This is a genomic window from Streptacidiphilus alkalitolerans (genome assembly GCF_042511045.1).
Taxonomy (GTDB): Bacteria; Actinomycetota; Actinomycetes; order Streptomycetales; family Streptomycetaceae; genus Streptacidiphilus; species Streptacidiphilus alkalitolerans.
On sequence record NZ_JBHEZX010000005.1, the window covers coordinates 313,784 to 331,512 of the forward strand.

Below are 17,729 nucleotides of genomic sequence, written 5' to 3' on the forward strand. Positions count from 1 at the left end.
TTTGCCTACGGGGTTCTTTGGTTATGGCATGGGATTGTGTGGGGGCAGCGGCACCATGAGCAACGAGATCTACTTCAGCAACAACTACCGCGACCTGTGCGAGCAGCGCGGAACGGGGGCCGGCTTCCAGTTCGAGTTCTCCTGCTCCCGCTGCTCGGACACCTGGCGTTCGGCCTTCAAGCCGTACACCAGCGGTCGGGCGGCCGGCTGGGCGGACCGGGTGGTGGGCAGCGCCTGGGGCGCCTTCGGCCGGGCCGGGAGCGAGGCCAGCAGCGCGCTCGGCGGACTCGTCGGCGCCAACTGGGGTCCGAGCAAGGACAGTGCCTTCCAGCAGGCCATCACCGACGCCCAGGCGCACTTCAACCGCTGTGCGCGCTGCACCAGTTACGTCTGCGGCCGGTGCTGGAACGAGACCCAGGGCCTGTGCCTGAACTGCGCCCCCGACACCGCCGCCGAGGTCGCCGCCTCGCAGCAGCGCGGTCTCAACGACGTGGCCTCGCAGCGGGCCTACGAGGTCGGCGGCACCCAGGGCGCGGCCTACAACGTGGACCGCAGCACCCAGTTGGTCTGCCCGCAGTGCCGCACCGAGACCCACGGCGCCCGGTTCTGCCCGGGCTGCGGCCACCAACTGGGCGCCCAGGACCAGTGCGGCTCCTGCCGGGCCACGCTGCCACCGGGCTCGGTCTTCTGCCCGGACTGCGGCACCCGCCGCTGACCCCGGGTCCGATCGGGCCTGACCCGATCTGATCACTCATCACCCCGAACGCCCGCAGCCGACCTCCCGGCCGCGGGCGTTCGGCGTTTCCGCTTGTCATGAGTCCGATCAAAAAAGATGAGCACTGCTCTTGTTTTGTTACCCGCCGGTACCTAGCATCTGCCACTGGCTGATCCAGCTCTCCCCGTTCAGCACACCACCCGGCCCACCCGCCGGGCGGCACCCCCTGCCCTCAGAGGAGCCACGTGTGATCAGAACAGCCCTGCCCAGAATCGCCGCGCTCGCCGCGGCCGGCCTCTTCGGAGCCCTCGCCCTGACCGGCACCCCCGCTGCCGCCAGCACCCCCGCCGCCGCAGCAGCCGTACCCGCCGCAGCGCCCGCCGCAGCCCGTACCCCCGCCATCGTCGCCCTCGGCGACAGCGCCATCTCCGGAGAAGGCGCGGGTACCGACACCAGCGACGGATACACCGCCGGAACCGACGGACCCGTCAACTACTGTCACCGGCACCCGCTTTCGGAGATCTACGACACCGGCCTGACCGGCCTGACCGCGGTCGACCTGGCCTGCTCCGGCGCGCAGACCGGCGACCTGGTCAGCGACCCGGCCCTGGCCCAGGTCACCGGGAGCGGCAGCGGGGACTTCGGCGAGGCCAAGCAGGACGTCCAACTCGCCCGTACCGCAGCGCAGTACCAGGTGAAGATGGTCGTGGTGACCATCGGCGCCAACGACGACTTCGACTTCAGCGGGGTCATGGAGAGCTGCCTCGGGCAGTACTTCCCGATCCCCCAGTCCCAGGGCTGCCGCGACACCATCGGCAGCGCCACCATCGCCGCCCGCGCCAAGGCGGTGATCCCCAAGGTGCAGGCCGCGCTCACCGACGTCCGGCAGACCATGCGCGACGCCGGATACCCGGACGGCTCCTACCAGTTGGTGATGCAGTCGTACTTCACCCCGCTCACCCCCGACATCCGCAGCAACACCTATGCCGCGAAGGTCGCCCAGGGCTGCCCGGCCTTCCCCGAGGACATGGCCTGGGGCCACAACTGGGTGGTCCCGCAACTGGAGGACGCGCTGCGGACCGCCGCCGAGGCGGTGCCCGGCGTCCGCTTCCTGGACCAGCGGCGGTCCACCTACGGCCACGAGGTCTGCGCCGAGATGACCAGCTCGCCGTACGAGTACACCAACGGCGACGTGATCGACCTCAGCGAGAACACCCGCAACGGCTGCGACTACTCCATCGGCATCCTCAGCCTGTGCGAGAACGAGATCCGGCAGTCGTTCCACCTGCGGGTCGCCGGATACCAGGGCGAGGGCAACTGCCTGGGCGAGTTCTACGACGACCCGTCCCAGCAGGAGGCCTACTGCACCCTGGACCAGGGCGACGGCACCACCATCGAGCCGCTGACCGTCGGCCGGCCGTTCGACGACGCGCCGGACGACGGAGCCTGGTTCCAGCTCACCAACCACGCGAGCGGCAACGTCCTCGACTTCGCCGGGGGCGGCAGCTACGGCGACAGCACCAACGGCCGACTGGCCATCAGCTATCCCGCGGACGGGGGACTGAACCAGTCCTTCGTGTTCGAGGCCAAGGCGGGCGGCAGCTACGAGCTCGACTTCAGCGGCAACCGCGACATGTGCCTGGACGCCACCGGCGGCTCCACCGCCGCGGGCACCCGGCTGGAGCAGTGGCGCTGCAACGGCGGCGGCAACCAGCACTGGGTGCTGGAGCCGGCGGGCAACGGCCTGTACAAGATCGCGGACTCGCAGAACACCGCGATGGTCGCCACCTTGAGCACGGACAGCGACTCCCTCGGCAACCCGATCACCGAACTCAAGCCGGACACCGGCGCGGCCGGCCAGCTCTGGCAGCTCACCAAGCTCGGCATCGTCTACCTGCACGGCTGAACCCAGGGCCCCGGCCCAGGGCGCGAGCCCCCCACTTCCCGGAACCTGCCGGCACCCGCCGGGGGTCGGCCGGGGGCCGGACGGGGGGCTCGCGCCCGGCCGCCGACGGTGTCCATCCGCAAAGCCCCTGCCCGTGCCTCGCGGGGATCCTGACCCCGGCCGGCCCGCCAACTGCCCGCCGCCCGGCCACCCGGCCCGCCCGTCAACCCGGGCGGCCGGGCCGGGCGGTGGGGACGACCACCACCTGGTGCTCGTCCTCGTAGATGACCCTTCCGGGGTCCAGCGACCGCGCCTCCACACACACGATGCCGTGGGCGCGGAGCAGCTGCCGATAGCCTTCGACGCGCTCGATCAAGTGCCGCGCCGACATCTTGAACCAGGCCGTCGCCCCGGGGTTCAGCTCATGGTCGTAGACCGTCGGATCGACATCGGCAGGATTGGCGAAGTTCGCGTCGAACCAGTCATTGCTGGACCGCCTGAACCGCTCCTGCTCCTCAGTCAGCTGCCCACGCCTCGCCAACCCATTGGTCAGCGCGAACACGCCAGGGAACATCCCCCGCCGATTGCGCTCAACCCCGTGGTACCGCACATACATACGCCCTCCCCACAGCCGCCCACCCGGACCGCCCCCATCATCCGCGACCCCACCGACTGGATGTGTCACACCCTCCGCATAGCCTGCGGCCCATGAGCATGATCGGGGAGTACCTGCGCCTGCAGCCCGCCGAACTGGCCCGCGCCCTCCAGGATCCAGCCTGGGCGCTGGAATTCGCCCAGGAGATCCAGGACACCGAGGAGAGCGACGGGTCACCTCCGCACGAGGCCCGCCTCTTCAGCACCCACCAGACGTGGGACCTGCTCGGCTTTCTCCTGCGTCGCCGCGGCTTTCCCGTCGACATCGTGCACGGCGAGGAGCCGTTCACGGACGAGGACTGGGGCTACGGACCTCCCCGGTTCCTGCCTGCCGACCGCGTACGTGTCGCAGCCGAGACGCTGAGTCGCACGACCTACGACGATCTCGTCAACGGCGTCCACCACCAGGAGCTCCAGGAAGCCGGGGTCTACCCGCTCGGCTGGGACACCCCGGCCTCCCTCGACTGGGCCCGCGACCGTTTCTCGCTCCTGACCGCCTTCTTCGAAGCTGCCGCAACCGACGGCGACAGCATCCTCCTCTGGCTCGACTGAGCGCCGGACGTATTCGTTGGAGATTGAAGGGTGCAGGGGACGTTGTGAGTTTTGATCTTGGTGTGTGGTTCGAGGGGGAGCGCCCCTCGCGTGCTGCGGCGGCGGTGGCCGGGTTCTACGCGGCGCTGGTTGCCAAGTTCCCCGAGGTCGAGGATGTGGGGGACGAGTCGTCGCCGTGGTCGGCGGGCCTTGATGTCGACGACGGCTGCGTTCTCATGGCCATGCAGTGGGGCCGGGCAGCAGAAGTGGCGCCGCGCGTCGTCGAGCTGGCTGGTCAGAGCGGGCTGATCTGCTTCGACCCGCAGGCCGGTGTCGTTCATGTCCCGCCTGCGCTGCGCAGTGCGGATGCGCTGGGACTGCAGTCGTGTGTCGGCCTGCCGGTCAGCGACCCGGACCAGGAGAGCGTGGAGCGGGCGGTGCGTCGGCTGTCGGCCGAGAACTGGTTCGTGGTCCTTGAATCTCCGTCAGGACGGTACGTCCAGGTGGGAACCGGTGCTCGGGCGGGTGCTGGGAAATGGCGTCACTGTGAGCGTCGGAGTGGTGGCCCACCCGGCACGGTGAGCGGGCCACCCGCCGATCACTGGGTGCGGCGGATCGGGACGATGTCGGTTCGCAGGTGCGGCGTCATGGGCCGGGCAGCCTCCGGGGTAGCCAGCCCCAACACCGGTGTGTGCGCATCCACGTCTTCGTCCCGCGTCAGCATCCAGGCCCCAGACCCGGCCGAAACGAAGGCCTGATCGGCCTGTTGCGGTTGAAGGGGGCGGCGACGCCCTGCAGTTTTCGAAGGGCTTCGGTTGCGGCGGCCCGTAGGGTTGGCGCGCCAAGACGGCCTGGTTAGCAGGGGAAGAAGCATGCGGTCTGAGGAACATGTGGGGTGGGAGGGAGACTTTCTGGTCCGATATCTCCTGGTTCAGGAGGATACCGGTGACGAGGAGGGGGATGTGCTGTGGGGGCGGTGCGCGGAAGTCGAGGGTCTGTTCGCGGATGCGCCTGCGCTCCCGCGAGAAGTCCTGACACTGCGCGGCTGCCCGCGCGAGAGCCTGCTGGTCCAGGCAGTGACAGCCGACCTCGAACCGGTGCGGCTGCTGGGGAACGGAATGCTCTCGATCGAGCCCGCGGATCCCGCGAGCGGCGGGCCGGCCCTCTTCTGGGACCTGGAGGACACGGCCGTCCTGGCCCAGCGGCCCACGCCGGGCGATCCCGGACGCGTGGACATCGTCGTGGGCGCCGGCGTCGCACGATACGACGACCTCCGGGGCGGCAGGCGACTGCCTTCGAGTCCCCGGTTCGAACTTTGGTTCCCCTCGATCCGGGGAGACAACCCATCGGGCGGTTGCCGTTCCATTGACGGCCTGTTCACCCCGCGCCCACACCGACCCACCCAGCCCGTGCACTTGATCGGCTGCGAACCCGCCCCACCACTGCTGGCCCTGCTGTGTCATCCCCTTCCACAGCAGGCCGACCCGATCACGCTCCGGTGTCTCGATCGCCATGGCCGCACGATGGCCAACTACCGCCTCGGCCTGGACACCGTCGAGGCTCGCCCATCCGTCCTCGGCGGAACCCTGATCGACGTCACCATCACCGACCCTGGCCACGACCGACCCACCCTGGCCGCCCGCACAGTCTGGGAGATCTGGTCCCGCGGTGTTCCCACGCGGCCCAACCAGTGGGCACAGTTCGACGCCGAGGGCCGGTCTGCCTGGCTGAACCTCACCCGAGTCGGCCCGTACGGGCTGCACGGCCACTCCGGCGGGACGTACCACCTGGACGGACAGCACGCCACCGACAGGTCCGGCTTGCTCCTGGCACTGGGCGAAGCCCTGCTCGGCCCCGGCGCCAACTACGGCATGAACCTGGACGCGGTGGAGGACAACCTGTGCGGCGGACCCTCCGTCGTGCCCCCGTTCACTCTCGTGTGGCACCACGCCGCCATCACCCGCCACGCCCTCGCCGGACACATCCTCCATCACCTCGGCGGCCTGTCCTACTTCGAGGCAACCGTGAACATCCTGCGCGAGAAGGGCGTCACCATCGTGCTCCAGTGAGGTTGCGACGGACAATCCCGGGCCGCTTGAAGATGGCACAGGATCATTCACGGACTTCCGATCGGAGCCAAATCCAAGAAGCGCCATCACGCTGACCGGGTGAGCCCAGTTCCCACCCTCATCAGCATCTGGCCGAGCAAGTGGTGGGCTCGTGCCCGCGTCGGCGCTCCGCGCGCTGTGCCTTGCCAGTAGGTGTCGGTCAACTTCTCAGTTGCCGCGAGGGTGCGGTCGTCCTTCTGAGCAGCCAGCACGAGGACGAAGCGTACATAGTCGCCGATGTCGGTGCCCGGAGGGTTCTGGTCTGCGAAGTACCGCAGGCGCGGAGAGAGGGCGGGCAGCGTACGTTCCGTAGGGAAGACCGCGGCGAGACCGGCGAGTGCCAGCCGGACCGCTGGGCACTCAACCGGCCAGCGAGTCAGCAGGTTCGGGAGGCACGACCGGAGCGAGCAGAGCCGTTCCGTCTGCGGTGTCGGGCTGGCACGTGTCCTGATGGAGGATCTCGTTGAAGAGGTCGGCGAGGAATCCCAAGTCGTCGTCCCATGAAGGATCCGCAGGTCCGAACAGCAGCGCCGGCTGCGGTGGCCGCCGGTCCGGCAGGCGGTCGGCGATGACCTCCCGGAAGACCCGCCGGATCGCCGGGCCTGTGACGATCACGCCGCGCTGCGGATCATGCCGCGTCGGCTCAGGGGCGGTGTGCGGGTCCATGGCCAACGCAGCCTAGCGCCGGAAAGCAGTCCAGCAACGTCAAAAATCGTGGCGCGAGGGCACCGACTCGAGCAGGTACTCGGCAGCCTGGAGCCGGCTGCGGCATCGCCCCGGGTGGCACGCCGGCGCCGTTAGCCGAGTGATTGGGCGAGCCTGCGGTACTGGAGGGCTCTCTTCCCCGCGCTTTCGCGGACAGCTGGGATTCCGGAGGATCGCAGGTCCTCGCGTGCTTCCTGTTGGCACAGCTGCTCGAGTTCCCGCAGGCTGCTCGCCTCGGCCAGGTGCAGTGGCTGCGGCCAAAGCTCTGCGGCGCGCACTGCTTCGGCCAGGACGTCCGTCGGACGACCTGCGCCGATCGGGGCTGAAACCGTCTCAAGGGCAAGGCCGAGGCAGGCGAGGCCGGCCCTGGCGAACGGCGCTGTCAGGGTAGTCCGCCAGCAACTTCCGCTGGGCCCTGTGCGCGTGGCGCATCAGCTCGGCGTTGAGGTCGCGGCCCTCGCAGGCCCGCAGGACGGCCCGAACTCCCCCGTCGGCGACGTAGTACAGCTCGCCGAGGCCGACGGCCTCGGTGAGGACGGCTCAACCATGGCTCAGGCCTTTCACGGGTAGCTGACGGCACACATGCCCACCGCCCGGCGCGGGTTCAGTTCGGGCCGGAGGGGGTGTGGGGGCCGGAGGGGGTATGGGGGCCGGAGGGGGTGTTCGGGCCGGTAGGGGCATGGGGGCCGGAGTAGGTGTTCGGGCCGGTGGCCAGGTCCCGGCCGAGTCGGGTGGGGGTGTGGTGGACGGTTTGGCCGTTGCGGATGGTGGTGATCAGGCCGGCGGTGCGCAGCACGGTGGTGTGGCGGGAGGTGGTGGCGGCGGACAGGCCGAGGGCGATGGCGAGTTGCCCGGTGGTGGTGGCGGGGTGGCAGGTGATCGTGGTGAGGATAGCTGCCCTGGTGGGTCCCAGGAGTGCGCTCAGGGCCGGGTCGGGGGTGGTCGGCCGGCGGTCCCGCACGACGGGTGCGTCGGTGGCCGGGTAGGTCACGGTCACGGCGTGCGGTTGCGGGTCGTAGCTGATCCCGGTGGCGAAGACCGCGGGGCGCAGGACCAGCGGACGCCCGGCGAGGGACTGGGTGCAGTCGTGGAAGGTGTTCAGGGCCAGGACCGAGCCGTCCCAGCTGATCTTGGGGTGCACCGCGCGGAGCATGGCGTGGGTTCCGAAGGCCGCGGCGTGGGCGCGGGCCTGGGCGCCGGCGGTGGCGACGAGGGAAGCCACGTTGCGGCGGTAGGGGTCCAGGGCCCGGGTTTGTAAGGCCGTGATGCCTCGGTCCAGGGCCGCGTAGGCGGAGGTCTGCCCGTCGGCCAGGGCCCGGGTGAAGGGGGTCAGGGCGCGGGCCCGCGCCAGGTCGTGCAGGTGGGATGCGGCTCCTGGGCCGACTGCCGTCGTGCCGGGTCCTGAGTCGTCGCGGTGGGCGGTGTGGAGGAAGAACGCGGGCAGGTAGTCGGGGGTGTAGAGCTCGAAGAGCTTCGCGATGCCGGTGTCCCAGTCCCGTGCCACGTCCCGGCGCCACTGCGACAGCCGGGCGCTGCGGATCCGGCCTGCCAGCAGGTCCGCGCCGAGGGCGAGTTCAAAGCCGAAGTCGGGTTTTTCGGCGACGGTGATCCGGTCGATGTCGCTGGCGGTCAGCCGCAGGCGTATCAAGACCGGCCCCCCGGAGAATCCCTGTTCGGTGTCAACTTCCGCTTCCACCAGGGCATTTGCGGCCTGGCGCAAGAGCTGGCCCGGCTGGTCGGACGGGCCGGACCATAAGTGCGTCAGCAACTGCCGACGCACCCGCCCTACCAGGGGCAATCACGAAATATATCGGAGGGATCGCTGAGATGCGACGTGTCCGAATGGCCACCTTTGTGGCGCTCGTAACCGCCGGCCTCGTGGCCACGGCCGTGGCGCCGGCGCAGGCCCAGATCACGTGGAACTACCGGACCCTGCAGAACAGCAACACGGGCCAGTGCGTGACCGTGGACTTCTCCACGTTCTACGCGAACATGCAGCCCTGCACCAGTGCCAATGCGCAACGGCAGGAGTGGAACCTGATCTACGGCGCGCCGGATGCCGGCGGCCACGCCTACGAGCTCATCCAGAACTCCTTCCGCACCAACATCTGCCTCCGTGCCATGGGGGCGGGGACGGGTCCGTCCCAGATCGCGGGCTCCAGCGATGTGGAGGGCGCGACCTGCAACCGGAACGACCCCAGCCAGGTCTGGGCCATGTCGACGCAGTCCGCACCGTCCAACGGCTACTCCCACATCCAGTTCTTCACGTTCGGGGGGAGGGACTGCCTGGACGGCGGCATCGGCATCTACGGATTCCCGGAGGAGGGCTGCAACCCGGGCAACTCCTACCAGACCTGGAACGTCAGCGGGGCTCAGCAGTAGCAGCGAGCTTCGCCCAGCCCGGTCGCGGGCCGCTCCCGGGCCGGGCCACCGCAAGGAGGGGGCGTCCGCGCCGGCGGACGCCCTGCTCGCTGCTTCAGTCCGTCGCTTGCCAGTAGAACGCGTACTGGGTGTTCGGCTCACCCGAGGCCGGAGCATTGCCGGTGAACAGGCTGAACCCCGTGGCGGACACGGACCCCACGGCGCACAGCAGACCGGCCGTCGAGCCGTTGGCCGGCGTGATCATGACCGTGGGCGTGACGGCGAACGGCGTGCCGAAGGTCAGGTGCACCTGTGCGCCTGCCGTGGCCGAGGCCCTGGTGCCGAACGTGACCAGGCCGGAGCGGTTGTCCGGCCCGGGGCCAGTCTGGGGTGCGGGCGCCGACGGCCGCGGTGTCGTCCGTGGTTCCGTTCCCGGTCGCGTTGTACGGCGCGTCCGTGACGTCGTACCAGCCGGCGCCCGTGGTGGCCGCAGCCGCCGCGGAGTCGGCCGAGCCGATCGTCGCCGCGGCGGCGATCCCTCCCGCGCCGACCACTGACCTCAGTACCGCTCGTCGCGAAGACCCCATCTCACCCCTCCTTGTCGACGTTGACTGCACGGCTGAGGGCGGTCTCAGCTGCGGGCCCCCGAGTCCTCAACTGCCGCGTGAGGGTACCGGGGAGCATGTGCATGCGGATCATGAACCTGCCGGGCAGGAAGCGATCGAGCGGGCCGGCACTCCCAAACCGCACCCACCCCACTGCCGCCAACGAGAAGAGGTGCCTCCCTCAGCGACTTTCGTCTCTGCTGGAGGTACCTTCTCGTGCTTCGCTGTGGGACACCGGCGAAAGTCGCCAGCCAGTCCGAAGAGGCAGACTTGGAGGGTTGGTTCCCCCGCTCAATGTGATCGTCTCCCCGTTGTCGGTGTACCGCGGAAGCGGGCCGGCCCTCACCAGCGTCCTCATTCCTCAGTGGCCCTGGGGGCGCGGAGGAATGGGTGATCACGGGATGTGACGGTGCCGTGAGGTCCAGCGGCCCGGAGTACGACGTCCAGGGCCCGCTGCGGGTCGGAGGTGTACATGCCGCTTGCCCAGGCGGCATTGGCTTCGATCACCGACCAACAGCCGTGAGCCTCTCCCACGTCCACGACGATGGCGGAGGGCAGCGTGTCACCGCATTCGGCCAGCAGTTCCGCTCCGAAGGCCGCCGCGTCCTCGTCGAGCGGTCCAAGACTCAGTCGCCCGTGCCGGGCGTACCGGCTGCCGGTGTGCACCGCTCCGTCGAGCAGGTACAGCCGGTACTCGGTGGCGAACTCCACTACGTCGCTGATCAGCACTGGTGTGTGCGGATCCACCTCGTCCGGGCCGGGGAGCCGTGATCCGTCGGTGTAGACCAACGCCGGTATCTGCTTGTCGTTGGGCGACTTGATGAACGCGGGCCGACGCAGGCCGTACGCCTCGCGGATCGGTACGAGGTGAATCTCGCGCTTGGTGAACTCCCGAGGAAGCAGGGCCAGCCAGTCCATGGGGGCCTGCAGCAGCGCGACGCCGAGAGCGGGTGCCACGACGTCGGCGAAGCTGGGCCCGGCGTGCAAGTGCTCGGCGCGCAGGTCACCCGGTACGGCGAAGGTGGGCAGTTGCACCGTGTGCAGGCCTCGGCGGTGAGCTGCCTCACGCAGGACCTGGGCAGAGTCAGTGAGCCGGGGCGGCAGGACGAGAGTCACAAGGACCGATCATGACCTACGACAAGCGGTCGTCCCACCCGATATTTGCGCGCGGTCCCAGGCCGTGGCACTGCTGCAGCATCGCCGCCCAGGCCTTCCCACTCGCCCACGCCGACCGACGCAAGATCAGTATCTGGCTCGACACCCTCACCGGCCCCGGTCGGCCACCTCGAACCCGCCGCCGGCTGAAACCCCGCACCACCGACCACCAGGGCCCACCCCTGCCCGAAACCACCCCGCAGACCCCGGCGACCGCACCCACCCCACTGCCGCCAACGCGAAAAGGTGCCTCCCTCAGCGACTTTCGTCCCTGCTGGAGGCACCTTTTCGGTGCTTCGCTGTGCGCGAGGGGGGATTTGAACCCCCACGCCCTTTCGGACACTGGCACCTGAAGCCAGCGCGTCTGCCATTCCGCCACTCGCGCATTGAGTGATGTCGTTGACTCTACCGAAAGGGACCCGGTGTCTTCAAACCGGTTCTCGACCGGCCCTCCGACTGCCTGGAATCCCTTGGCAGCGCCTTGCGACAAGAAGAACATTAGCACGTCGGAAGGGGTCTCCCGGACGCCCTCGGACCACCCCCGGACCACCCCCGCACCCGCCCCGCGCCCGGCCCCGGGCCGTCCCCGCGGGCGCAAGCCGGCCGAAGCCGAACGGGTGATCAGCGGATGACCACCCGCCTCAGGGGGTACGTCTCAGCCTGCACACCCCGACTCGTACCGGACCGGCACTCCCCGATGGCATTCTTCATACAGAAGCGGAACCCGTACGCTCCCGCCGCCGCACCGTGAGGAATCGCACGGTGCGGCCCGGCTGCGCCGAGGAACCGCGCGCGGGCCCGCCGCGTAGATACGATCAGTAAGGACGACAAGTACGCAGCCGCCGCGCAGCCGCACGGCGGGCCGAGAACGCCCGATGGAAGGGGGTGCCCCGTGGGAGCCCTGAAGAAGTTCGAGCAGCGACTCGAGGGATTCGTCAACGGCGCCTTCGCCAAGGTGTTCAAGTCCGAAGTGCAGCCCGTGGAGATCGCCGGAGCGCTGCAGCGCGAGTGCGACAACAACGCCAGCATCTGGAACCGGGACCGCACCGTCGTCCCCAACGACTTCATCGTGGAGCTCAGCTCGCACGACTACGAGCGGCTCAGCCCGTACTCCGCGCAGCTCGGCGGGGAACTGGCCGGGATGGTGCGCGAGTACGCCCAGGCGCAGCGCTACTCCTTCATGGGCCCGCTCAAGGTCGCCCTGGAGGAGGCCGCGGACCTGGACACCGGCCTGTACCGGGTCCGCAGCCGGGTCGAGGCCGCCCCCGAGGCGGCGGCGCCGGACCCGTACGCGGCCGACCCGTACGGCCACCAGGGCCAGCAGGGCCAGGGCCAGTACCAGCCGCAGCAGCCCCCGTACCCGGCCCAGCAGGCCCAGCAGCCGCCGCAGGCGCAGCCGTACGGGGGCAGGCAGGCCGAGGCGTGGCAGCCGCAGCTGCCGCCCCCGCCGCCGACCGCCCCGGCCTTCCCCGCCGTGCCGGGCGGCAGCCCGGGCGGCCCCGGCGCTCCGGGTGCTCCCGGCGCCGGCGGCGGCAATGTCCGCCCGCTCCCCGGCTCCGGCTTCGGCCCGGCCGGGACCACCACCCGGCGCTGGCTGGAGATCAACGGCGACCGGCACCAGGTCTCCACCCCGGTGGTGGTCCTGGGCCGCAGCACCGAGGCCGACATCAGGGTCGACGACCCCGGTGTCTCCCGCCGGCACGCCGAGATCCGGATGGGCAGCCCGTCCGTGGTCCTCGACATGGGCTCCACCAACGGCATCGTGGTCGACGGGCAGCACACCCAGCGCGCTACGCTGCGCGACGGCTCACGGATCATCATGGGCAGCACCACGATCGTCTACCGGCAAGCCGAAGGGTGACCCGCTCCACATGTCAGAGCTGACCCTCACAGTCATGCGGCTGGGCTTCCTGGCCGTCCTCTGGCTGTTCGTCATCGTCGCGGTGCAGGTGATCCGCAGCGACCTGTTCGGCACCAAGGTGGTCCAGCGCGCCGCCACCGCGCGCCGCGGCGCCCCGGCCGCCGCCGGGGCCTCCGGCACCGGGCGGCAGCAGCCGCCGCAGCAGCGGGAGAACCGCCAGCAGGGCCAGCGCCCGCGCCGCGGCGCGCCCACCCAGCTGGTGGTCACCCAGGGCTCGCTGGCCGGGACCACGGTCGCGCTGCAGGGCCAGACGATCACCCTGGGCCGGGCCCACGACTCGACCATCGTGCTGGACGACGACTACGCGTCCTCGCGCCACGCCAGGATCTACCCCGACCAGAGCGGGCAGTGGATCGTCGAGGACCTGAACTCCACCAACGGCACGTACCTGGACCGGACCCGGCTGACCAGCCCGACCCCGCTCCAGCCAGGGGCGGCCATCCGCATCGGCAGGACCGTCATCGAGCTGCGGAAGTAGTCGCGCATGAGGCATGGGCACCAGGCCCGCACCCCGGGGGCGGACGGCGGGCACCGCGATTCGCACCCGCGCCCGGACAGGCCGGACACGGCACCGTACGATGCATCAACGCACGCTGCACCGGGGCATCGCGCAGGGGACCGAGGGAAGGGGGCGGACGGCACATGAGCCTCGTGCTGCGCTTCGCCGCCGGGTCGCACAAGGGCATGATCCGGGAGGGCAACGAGGACTCCGGCTACGCCGGTCCGCGGCTGCTCGCCGTGGCCGACGGCATGGGCGGCCAGGCCGCGGGCGAGGTGGCCTCCTCCGAGGTCCTCTCCACCATGGTCGAGCTGGACGAGGACGTGCCCGGCACCGATCCGCTCACCGCACTGAGCGCCGCGGCCGACCGCGCCAACGAGCGGCTGCGGCTGCTGGTCGAGGGCGACCCCGCGCTGGAGGGCATGGGCACCACGCTCACCGCCCTGCTCTGGACCGGCCAGCGGGCCGGCCTGATCCACATCGGCGACTCCCGCGCGTACCTGCTGCGGGACGGCGCGCTGAGCCAGATCACCCAGGACCACACCTGGGTGCAGCGGCTGGTGGACGAGGGCCGGATCACCGAGGAGGAGGCCAGCACCCACCCGCAGCGCTCGCTGATCATGCGGGCGCTGATGGGGACCGGCGAGGTCGAGTCCGACCTGTCGATCCGTGAGGTGCGCGCCGGGGACCGCTACCTGATTTGTTCCGACGGCCTGTCAGGGGTGGTCAGCCACCAGACCCTGGAGGAGACCCTCGGCAGCTACTACGCGCCCGAGCAGACCGTCTCCGAGCTGATCCAGCTGGCGCTGCGCGGCGGCGGCCCGGACAACATCACCTGCGTGGTCGCGGACGTCCTGGACGTCACCGACGGCGACACCGTGGCGGGCCACTTCAGCGACACCCCGGTGGTGGTCGGCGCGGTCGCCGACGGGCCGCCGACGATCACCCACCACGCCATGGCGAACACCCCGGCCGCCCGGGCCGCCTCGCTCGGCCGCCCGCAGCCGGGGGCGTCCGCCGCCGCGGCCCCGGGCTACCAGGGCGGCTACGACCAGGACTACCAGGACGAGTCCTACGCCCAGGACGAGACCGACCAGGACTACCTCCCCGAGGAGGGGGGCCGGCGCAGCCGCCGCAAGCAGCGCGAGGGCCGCCGGCGCCGCTGGGCGGTCCCGGTGGTGGTGCTGGTGGTGGTGCTGGCCCTGATCGGCAGCGCCGGCTACTTCGGCTACCGCTGGACCCAGACCCAGTACTTCGTCGGCGCCGACGGCAGCACCGTGGCGATCTACCAGGGGGTCAACCAGAGCCTGGCCGGGATCAGCCTGTCCAAGGTGCACCAGGCCACCGACATCCAGCTGAAGGACCTGCCGCCGGCCGAGCAGACCCATGTGAAGGGCACCATCTCGGCGGGCAGCCTGAAGGACGCGCAGAGCCAGGTGGCCACCCTGAAGACCCAGGCCGACCTCTGCAAGGCCAAGGCCGCCGCCGGCACCACCGCCAACAACCCCGCCCCCGCGCCGTCCGCGGGGCCGAGCAGCAAGCCGAGCACCACCCCGAGCACGGTCCCGTCCGCCACGCCCTCGCTGAGCCCCCAACTCCAGCAGATGGCCGACCAGTGCGTCGCCTCCTGACCTCGGAGGGAACGGCGGCCACCGCCACCATCACTCCGCAGGGGGCGCCGAACCGGCGCAACACCGAGCTCGCGCTCCTCGTCTTCGCGGTGCTGCTGCCGCTCTTCGCCTACGCCGACACCGGCCTGGCGATGGACGGCAGGGTCCCGGCCGGAATGCTCGAGTACGGCCTCGGCATGGGCCTGTTCGCGCTGCTGGCGCATCTGTCGGTCCGGCGCTTCGCGCCCTTCGCCGACCCGCTGATGCTGCCGATCGCCGCGCTGCTGAACGGCCTCGGCCTGGTCTTCATCTGGCGCCTGGACCGGGCCAGGCAGCTGGCGCACAACTACCCGGGCGCGCAGAACCAGTTGATCTGGAGCGGCCTGGGCATCGCCCTGTTCATCGGGGTGATGGCGCTGCTGAAGGACCACCGGCTGCTGCAGCGCTACACCTACATCGCCGGACTGACCGCGCTGGTGCTGCTGGCGGTGCCGGCCTTCATGCCGGGCCGGGCCTCGGACTTCGGCGCCAAGATCTGGATCCACATCGGCGGCTTCTCGATCCAGCCCGGCGAGTTCGTGAAGATCATCCTGCCGGTCTTCTTCTCCGGCTACCTGATGGTCAAGCGGGACGCACTGGCCCTGGCCAGCCGCCGCTTCCTGGGCCTCTACCTGCCGCGCGGGCGGGACCTCGGCCCGATCATCGCGGTCTGGGTGCTCAGCCTGATGATCCTGGTCTTCGAGACCGACCTGGGCACCTCGCTGCTGTTCTTCGGCATCTTCGTGATCATGCTCTACGTGGCCACCGAGCGGACCAGCTGGATCGTCTTCGGGCTGGCCATGGCCGGGGCCGGCTTCTGGGTGGTCGCCAGCACCGAGCCGCACGTCCAGTCCCGGATCACCGCCTGGCTGCACCCGCTGACCGCCGCCCCGGACGGCGGCGGGGTGGGCCAGCTCGGCCAGGCCCTGTTCTCCTTCGGCGCGGGCGGCACCCTGGGCACCGGCCTCGGCCAGGGCCACTCCTGGCTGATCGGCTTCGCCGCCAAGAGCGACTTCATCCTCGGCACGGTCGGCGAGGAGCTCGGCCTGGCCGGGCTGATGGCGATCTTCGTGCTCTACGCCCTGCTGTTCGAACGCGGGCTGCGGACCGCGCTGGCGGCCCGCGACCCCTTCGGCAAACTGCTCGCGGTCGGCCTCTCCGGGGCCTTCGCGCTGCAGGTGTTCATCGTCGCCGGGGGCGTGACCGGTACGATCCCGCTGACCGGTATGACGATGCCGTTCATGGCCCAGGGCGGATCCTCCGTGATCACCAACTGGGCCCTGGTGGCCATCCTGCTGAAGATCAGCGATGTGGCCCGCCGTCCGGCCCCGGCACCCGCCGCCGCGCCGGGACCGGGGTCAGGAGAACCGACCCAGGTGCTCACATCGTCATAAAGCACGTGTAGACAAGGTCCGGACCGCACGTCGTGCCAGGAGGGGAACCCCGCTCGTGAACAAGCCCATCCGCCGGGTATCGGTGTTCTGCCTGATGCTGGTCCTCGCGCTGATGATCCGGGTGAACTACGTCCAGGGTGTCGAGGCGAGCGCGCTCAACAAGAACACCAACAACGCCCGCGGCACCATCGAGGCGTACAGCTACCCGCGCGGCGACATCATCGCCGGCGGCAAGGCGGTCACCAAGGACCTGCTGGTCAACGGCAACAAGTACAAGTACCGCCGGGCCTATGTGGCCGGCCCCGAGTACGCGCCGGTGACCGGCTACTCGTCCCAGGTGTTCGGCAGCAACCTGCTGGAGAACGTCGAGAACGGGATCCTCAGCGGCAGCGACTCGACCCTGTTCTTCCACAACACCCTGGACATGCTGACCGGCAAGCAGAAGCAGGGCGGCGACGTGGTCACCACGATCGACCCCAAGGTGCAGGCCGCCGCCTGGAACCAGTTCAAGGACTCCGGCAAGAAGGGCGCCGCGGTCGCCCTGGACCCGACCACCGGCGCGATCCTCGGCCTGGTCAGCGCCCCCTCGTACGACCCGACCAGCATCGCCGGGGCGGACGACGCCAGCAGCGCGGCCTGGACCAAGCTGCAGAAGGACCCGTCCAACCCGATGCTCAACCGGGCGCTGCGGCAGACCTACCCGCCCGGTTCGACCTTCAAGCTGGTCACCGCGGCGGCGGCGCTGGAGACCGGCAAGATCACCGACATCAACGCGCCGACCGACTCCCCCGACCCGTACCCGCTGCCGGACACCGCCAACGCCAAGCTGGTCAACGAGGCCGGCGACAACTGCCTGAACGTCTCCATGAACGACGCGCTGCGGGTCTCCTGCAACACCGTCTTCGGCAAGCTCGGCGACGAGATCGGCAACGCCCGGATGGCCGAGGAGGCGGACCGCTTCGGCTTCAACAACGCCGGCCTGCTGATCCCGGTCGGCGTGGCGAAGAGCGTCTTCGACACCGGCATCAACCGGCCGCAGAACGCGCAGTCCTCGATCGGCCAGTTCGACACCAGGGCCACCCCGCTGCAGATGGCCATGGTGGTCTCGGCCATCGTCAACAACGGCACGCTGATGAAGCCCTACCTGGTCTCGCAGACCCGGACCGCGGGCCTCTCGGTGATCGACCAGGCCAAGCCGTCCCAGCTGTCCCAGGCCACCACCCCGCAGGTCGCCCAGCAGCTGCAGACCATGATGGAGAACGTGGTCCAGAACGGCACCGGGCACAACGCGCAGATCCCCGGCGTCACCGTCGGCGGCAAGACCGGCACCGCCCAGAACGGCGTCGACAACAAGAACAACCCGTACGCCTGGTTCGTCTCCTACGCCAAGGACTCCAACGGCAAGGAGATCGCGGTGGCCGTGGTGGTCGAGGACAGCAACGCGGCCCGCAACGAGATCTCCGGATCGGGCCTCGCGGCACCGATCGCCAAGTCCATGATGCAGGCGTATCTGGGCAAGTGACCACGGCCTGCCAGGGACCCGTCAA

The 17,729-nt window shown here is 70.2% G+C and carries 16 protein-coding genes and 1 tRNA gene; 11 read left to right on the top strand and 6 right to left on the bottom strand.

Going from position 1 to position 17,729, the window contains the following annotated elements:
• The first annotated feature begins 55 nt into the window (after positions 1-55).
• Together ACEZDG_RS13605 and ACEZDG_RS13610 are read left to right on the top strand one after the other, a co-directional pair.
• Positions 56-715 (top strand): zinc ribbon domain-containing protein, encoded by a 660-nt coding sequence (locus ACEZDG_RS13605; protein WP_380507711.1) that lies wholly within the window; start codon positions 56-58, stop codon positions 713-715.
• A gap of 247 nt (positions 716-962) precedes the next feature.
• A complete protein-coding gene (locus ACEZDG_RS13610) occupies positions 963-2,621 on the top strand; it encodes an RICIN domain-containing protein (protein WP_380507714.1) in 1,659 nt (552 codons plus the stop codon).
• Positions 2,622-2,823: 202 nt separating this feature from the next.
• Here ACEZDG_RS13610 and ACEZDG_RS13615 read toward each other — a convergent pair whose 3' ends face one another.
• Positions 2,824-3,162, bottom strand: a complete 339-nt coding sequence (locus ACEZDG_RS13615; RefSeq protein ID WP_380507717.1) for a hypothetical protein — start codon at positions 3,160-3,162, stop codon at positions 2,824-2,826.
• A 146-nt stretch (positions 3,163-3,308) separates the two neighbouring features.
• Between ACEZDG_RS13615 and ACEZDG_RS13620 the strand changes: the two genes are divergently transcribed.
• The 3 genes from ACEZDG_RS13620 to ACEZDG_RS13630 all read left to right on the top strand — a co-directional run bounded on the left by ACEZDG_RS13620 (position 3,309) and on the right by ACEZDG_RS13630 (position 5,854).
• Positions 3,309-3,806 carry a YfbM family protein gene (locus tag ACEZDG_RS13620; protein WP_380507719.1) on the top strand — a complete coding sequence of 166 codons (498 nt, stop codon included), beginning with the start codon at positions 3,309-3,311 and terminating at the stop codon, positions 3,804-3,806.
• Between the two features lie 44 nt (positions 3,807-3,850).
• A complete protein-coding gene (locus tag ACEZDG_RS13625) occupies positions 3,851-4,543 on the top strand; it encodes a hypothetical protein (protein WP_380507722.1) in 693 nt (230 codons plus the stop codon).
• A gap of 114 nt (positions 4,544-4,657) precedes the next feature.
• On the top strand, positions 4,658-5,854 hold the full coding sequence (locus ACEZDG_RS13630; RefSeq protein ID WP_380507725.1) for a barstar family protein: 1,197 nt from the start codon (positions 4,658-4,660) through the stop codon (positions 5,852-5,854).
• A 399-nt stretch (positions 5,855-6,253) separates the two neighbouring features.
• Here the strand turns inward: ACEZDG_RS13630 and ACEZDG_RS13635 are convergent, their stop codons facing one another.
• Complete coding sequence (locus ACEZDG_RS13635; RefSeq protein ID WP_380507728.1) at positions 6,254-6,559, bottom strand: hypothetical protein; 306 nt, start codon at positions 6,557-6,559, stop codon at positions 6,254-6,256.
• Positions 6,560-7,202: 643 nt separating this feature from the next.
• Entirely contained in the window at positions 7,203-8,246 is a 1,044-nt protein-coding gene (locus ACEZDG_RS13640; RefSeq protein ID WP_380507731.1) for an ArsR/SmtB family transcription factor, read from the bottom strand.
• 179 nt (positions 8,247-8,425) lie between these two features.
• Here ACEZDG_RS13640 and ACEZDG_RS13645 point away from each other — a divergent pair, with 179 nt between their 5' ends.
• The gene (locus tag ACEZDG_RS13645) at positions 8,426-8,980 is read left to right on the top strand and encodes a hypothetical protein (protein ID WP_380507734.1); all 555 of its coding nucleotides are present in this window, start codon (positions 8,426-8,428) and stop codon (positions 8,978-8,980) included.
• Between the two features lie 94 nt (positions 8,981-9,074).
• Here the strand turns inward: ACEZDG_RS13645 and ACEZDG_RS13650 are convergent, their stop codons facing one another.
• The 3 genes from ACEZDG_RS13650 to ACEZDG_RS13660 all read right to left on the bottom strand — a co-directional run bounded on the left by ACEZDG_RS13650 (position 9,075) and on the right by ACEZDG_RS13660 (position 11,104).
• The gene (locus ACEZDG_RS13650) at positions 9,075-9,269 is read right to left on the bottom strand and encodes a hypothetical protein (RefSeq protein ID WP_380507737.1); all 195 of its coding nucleotides are present in this window, start codon (positions 9,267-9,269) and stop codon (positions 9,075-9,077) included.
• A gap of 649 nt (positions 9,270-9,918) precedes the next feature.
• Entirely contained in the window at positions 9,919-10,680 is a 762-nt protein-coding gene (locus tag ACEZDG_RS13655; RefSeq protein WP_380507739.1) for an ATP-grasp domain-containing protein, read from the bottom strand.
• Between the two features lie 341 nt (positions 10,681-11,021).
• Positions 11,022-11,104 (bottom strand) — tRNA-Leu (locus ACEZDG_RS13660).
• A gap of 507 nt (positions 11,105-11,611) precedes the next feature.
• On the opposite strand from ACEZDG_RS13660, the gene ACEZDG_RS13665 reads away from it, so the two are divergent.
• The 5 genes from ACEZDG_RS13665 to ACEZDG_RS13685 all read left to right on the top strand — a co-directional run bounded on the left by ACEZDG_RS13665 (position 11,612) and on the right by ACEZDG_RS13685 (position 17,704).
• The gene (locus tag ACEZDG_RS13665; RefSeq protein WP_380507742.1) at positions 11,612-12,580 is read left to right on the top strand and encodes an FhaA domain-containing protein; all 969 of its coding nucleotides are present in this window, start codon (positions 11,612-11,614) and stop codon (positions 12,578-12,580) included.
• A 10-nt stretch (positions 12,581-12,590) separates the two neighbouring features.
• A complete protein-coding gene (locus tag ACEZDG_RS13670) occupies positions 12,591-13,118 on the top strand; it encodes an FHA domain-containing protein FhaB/FipA (RefSeq protein ID WP_380507745.1) in 528 nt (175 codons plus the stop codon).
• Positions 13,119-13,282: 164 nt separating this feature from the next.
• Complete coding sequence (locus tag ACEZDG_RS13675; protein WP_380507747.1) at positions 13,283-14,770, top strand: PP2C family protein-serine/threonine phosphatase; 1,488 nt, start codon at positions 13,283-13,285, stop codon at positions 14,768-14,770.
• Positions 14,755-16,182, top strand: a complete 1,428-nt coding sequence (locus ACEZDG_RS13680) for an FtsW/RodA/SpoVE family cell cycle protein (protein WP_380507750.1) — start codon at positions 14,755-14,757, stop codon at positions 16,180-16,182. The genes ACEZDG_RS13675 and ACEZDG_RS13680 overlap by 16 nt, the downstream gene beginning before the upstream one ends.
• Before the next feature lie 55 nt (positions 16,183-16,237).
• Positions 16,238-17,704 (top strand): peptidoglycan D,D-transpeptidase FtsI family protein, encoded by a 1,467-nt coding sequence (locus ACEZDG_RS13685; RefSeq protein ID WP_380507753.1) that lies wholly within the window; start codon positions 16,238-16,240, stop codon positions 17,702-17,704.
• Positions 17,705-17,729 lie beyond the last annotated feature (25 nt).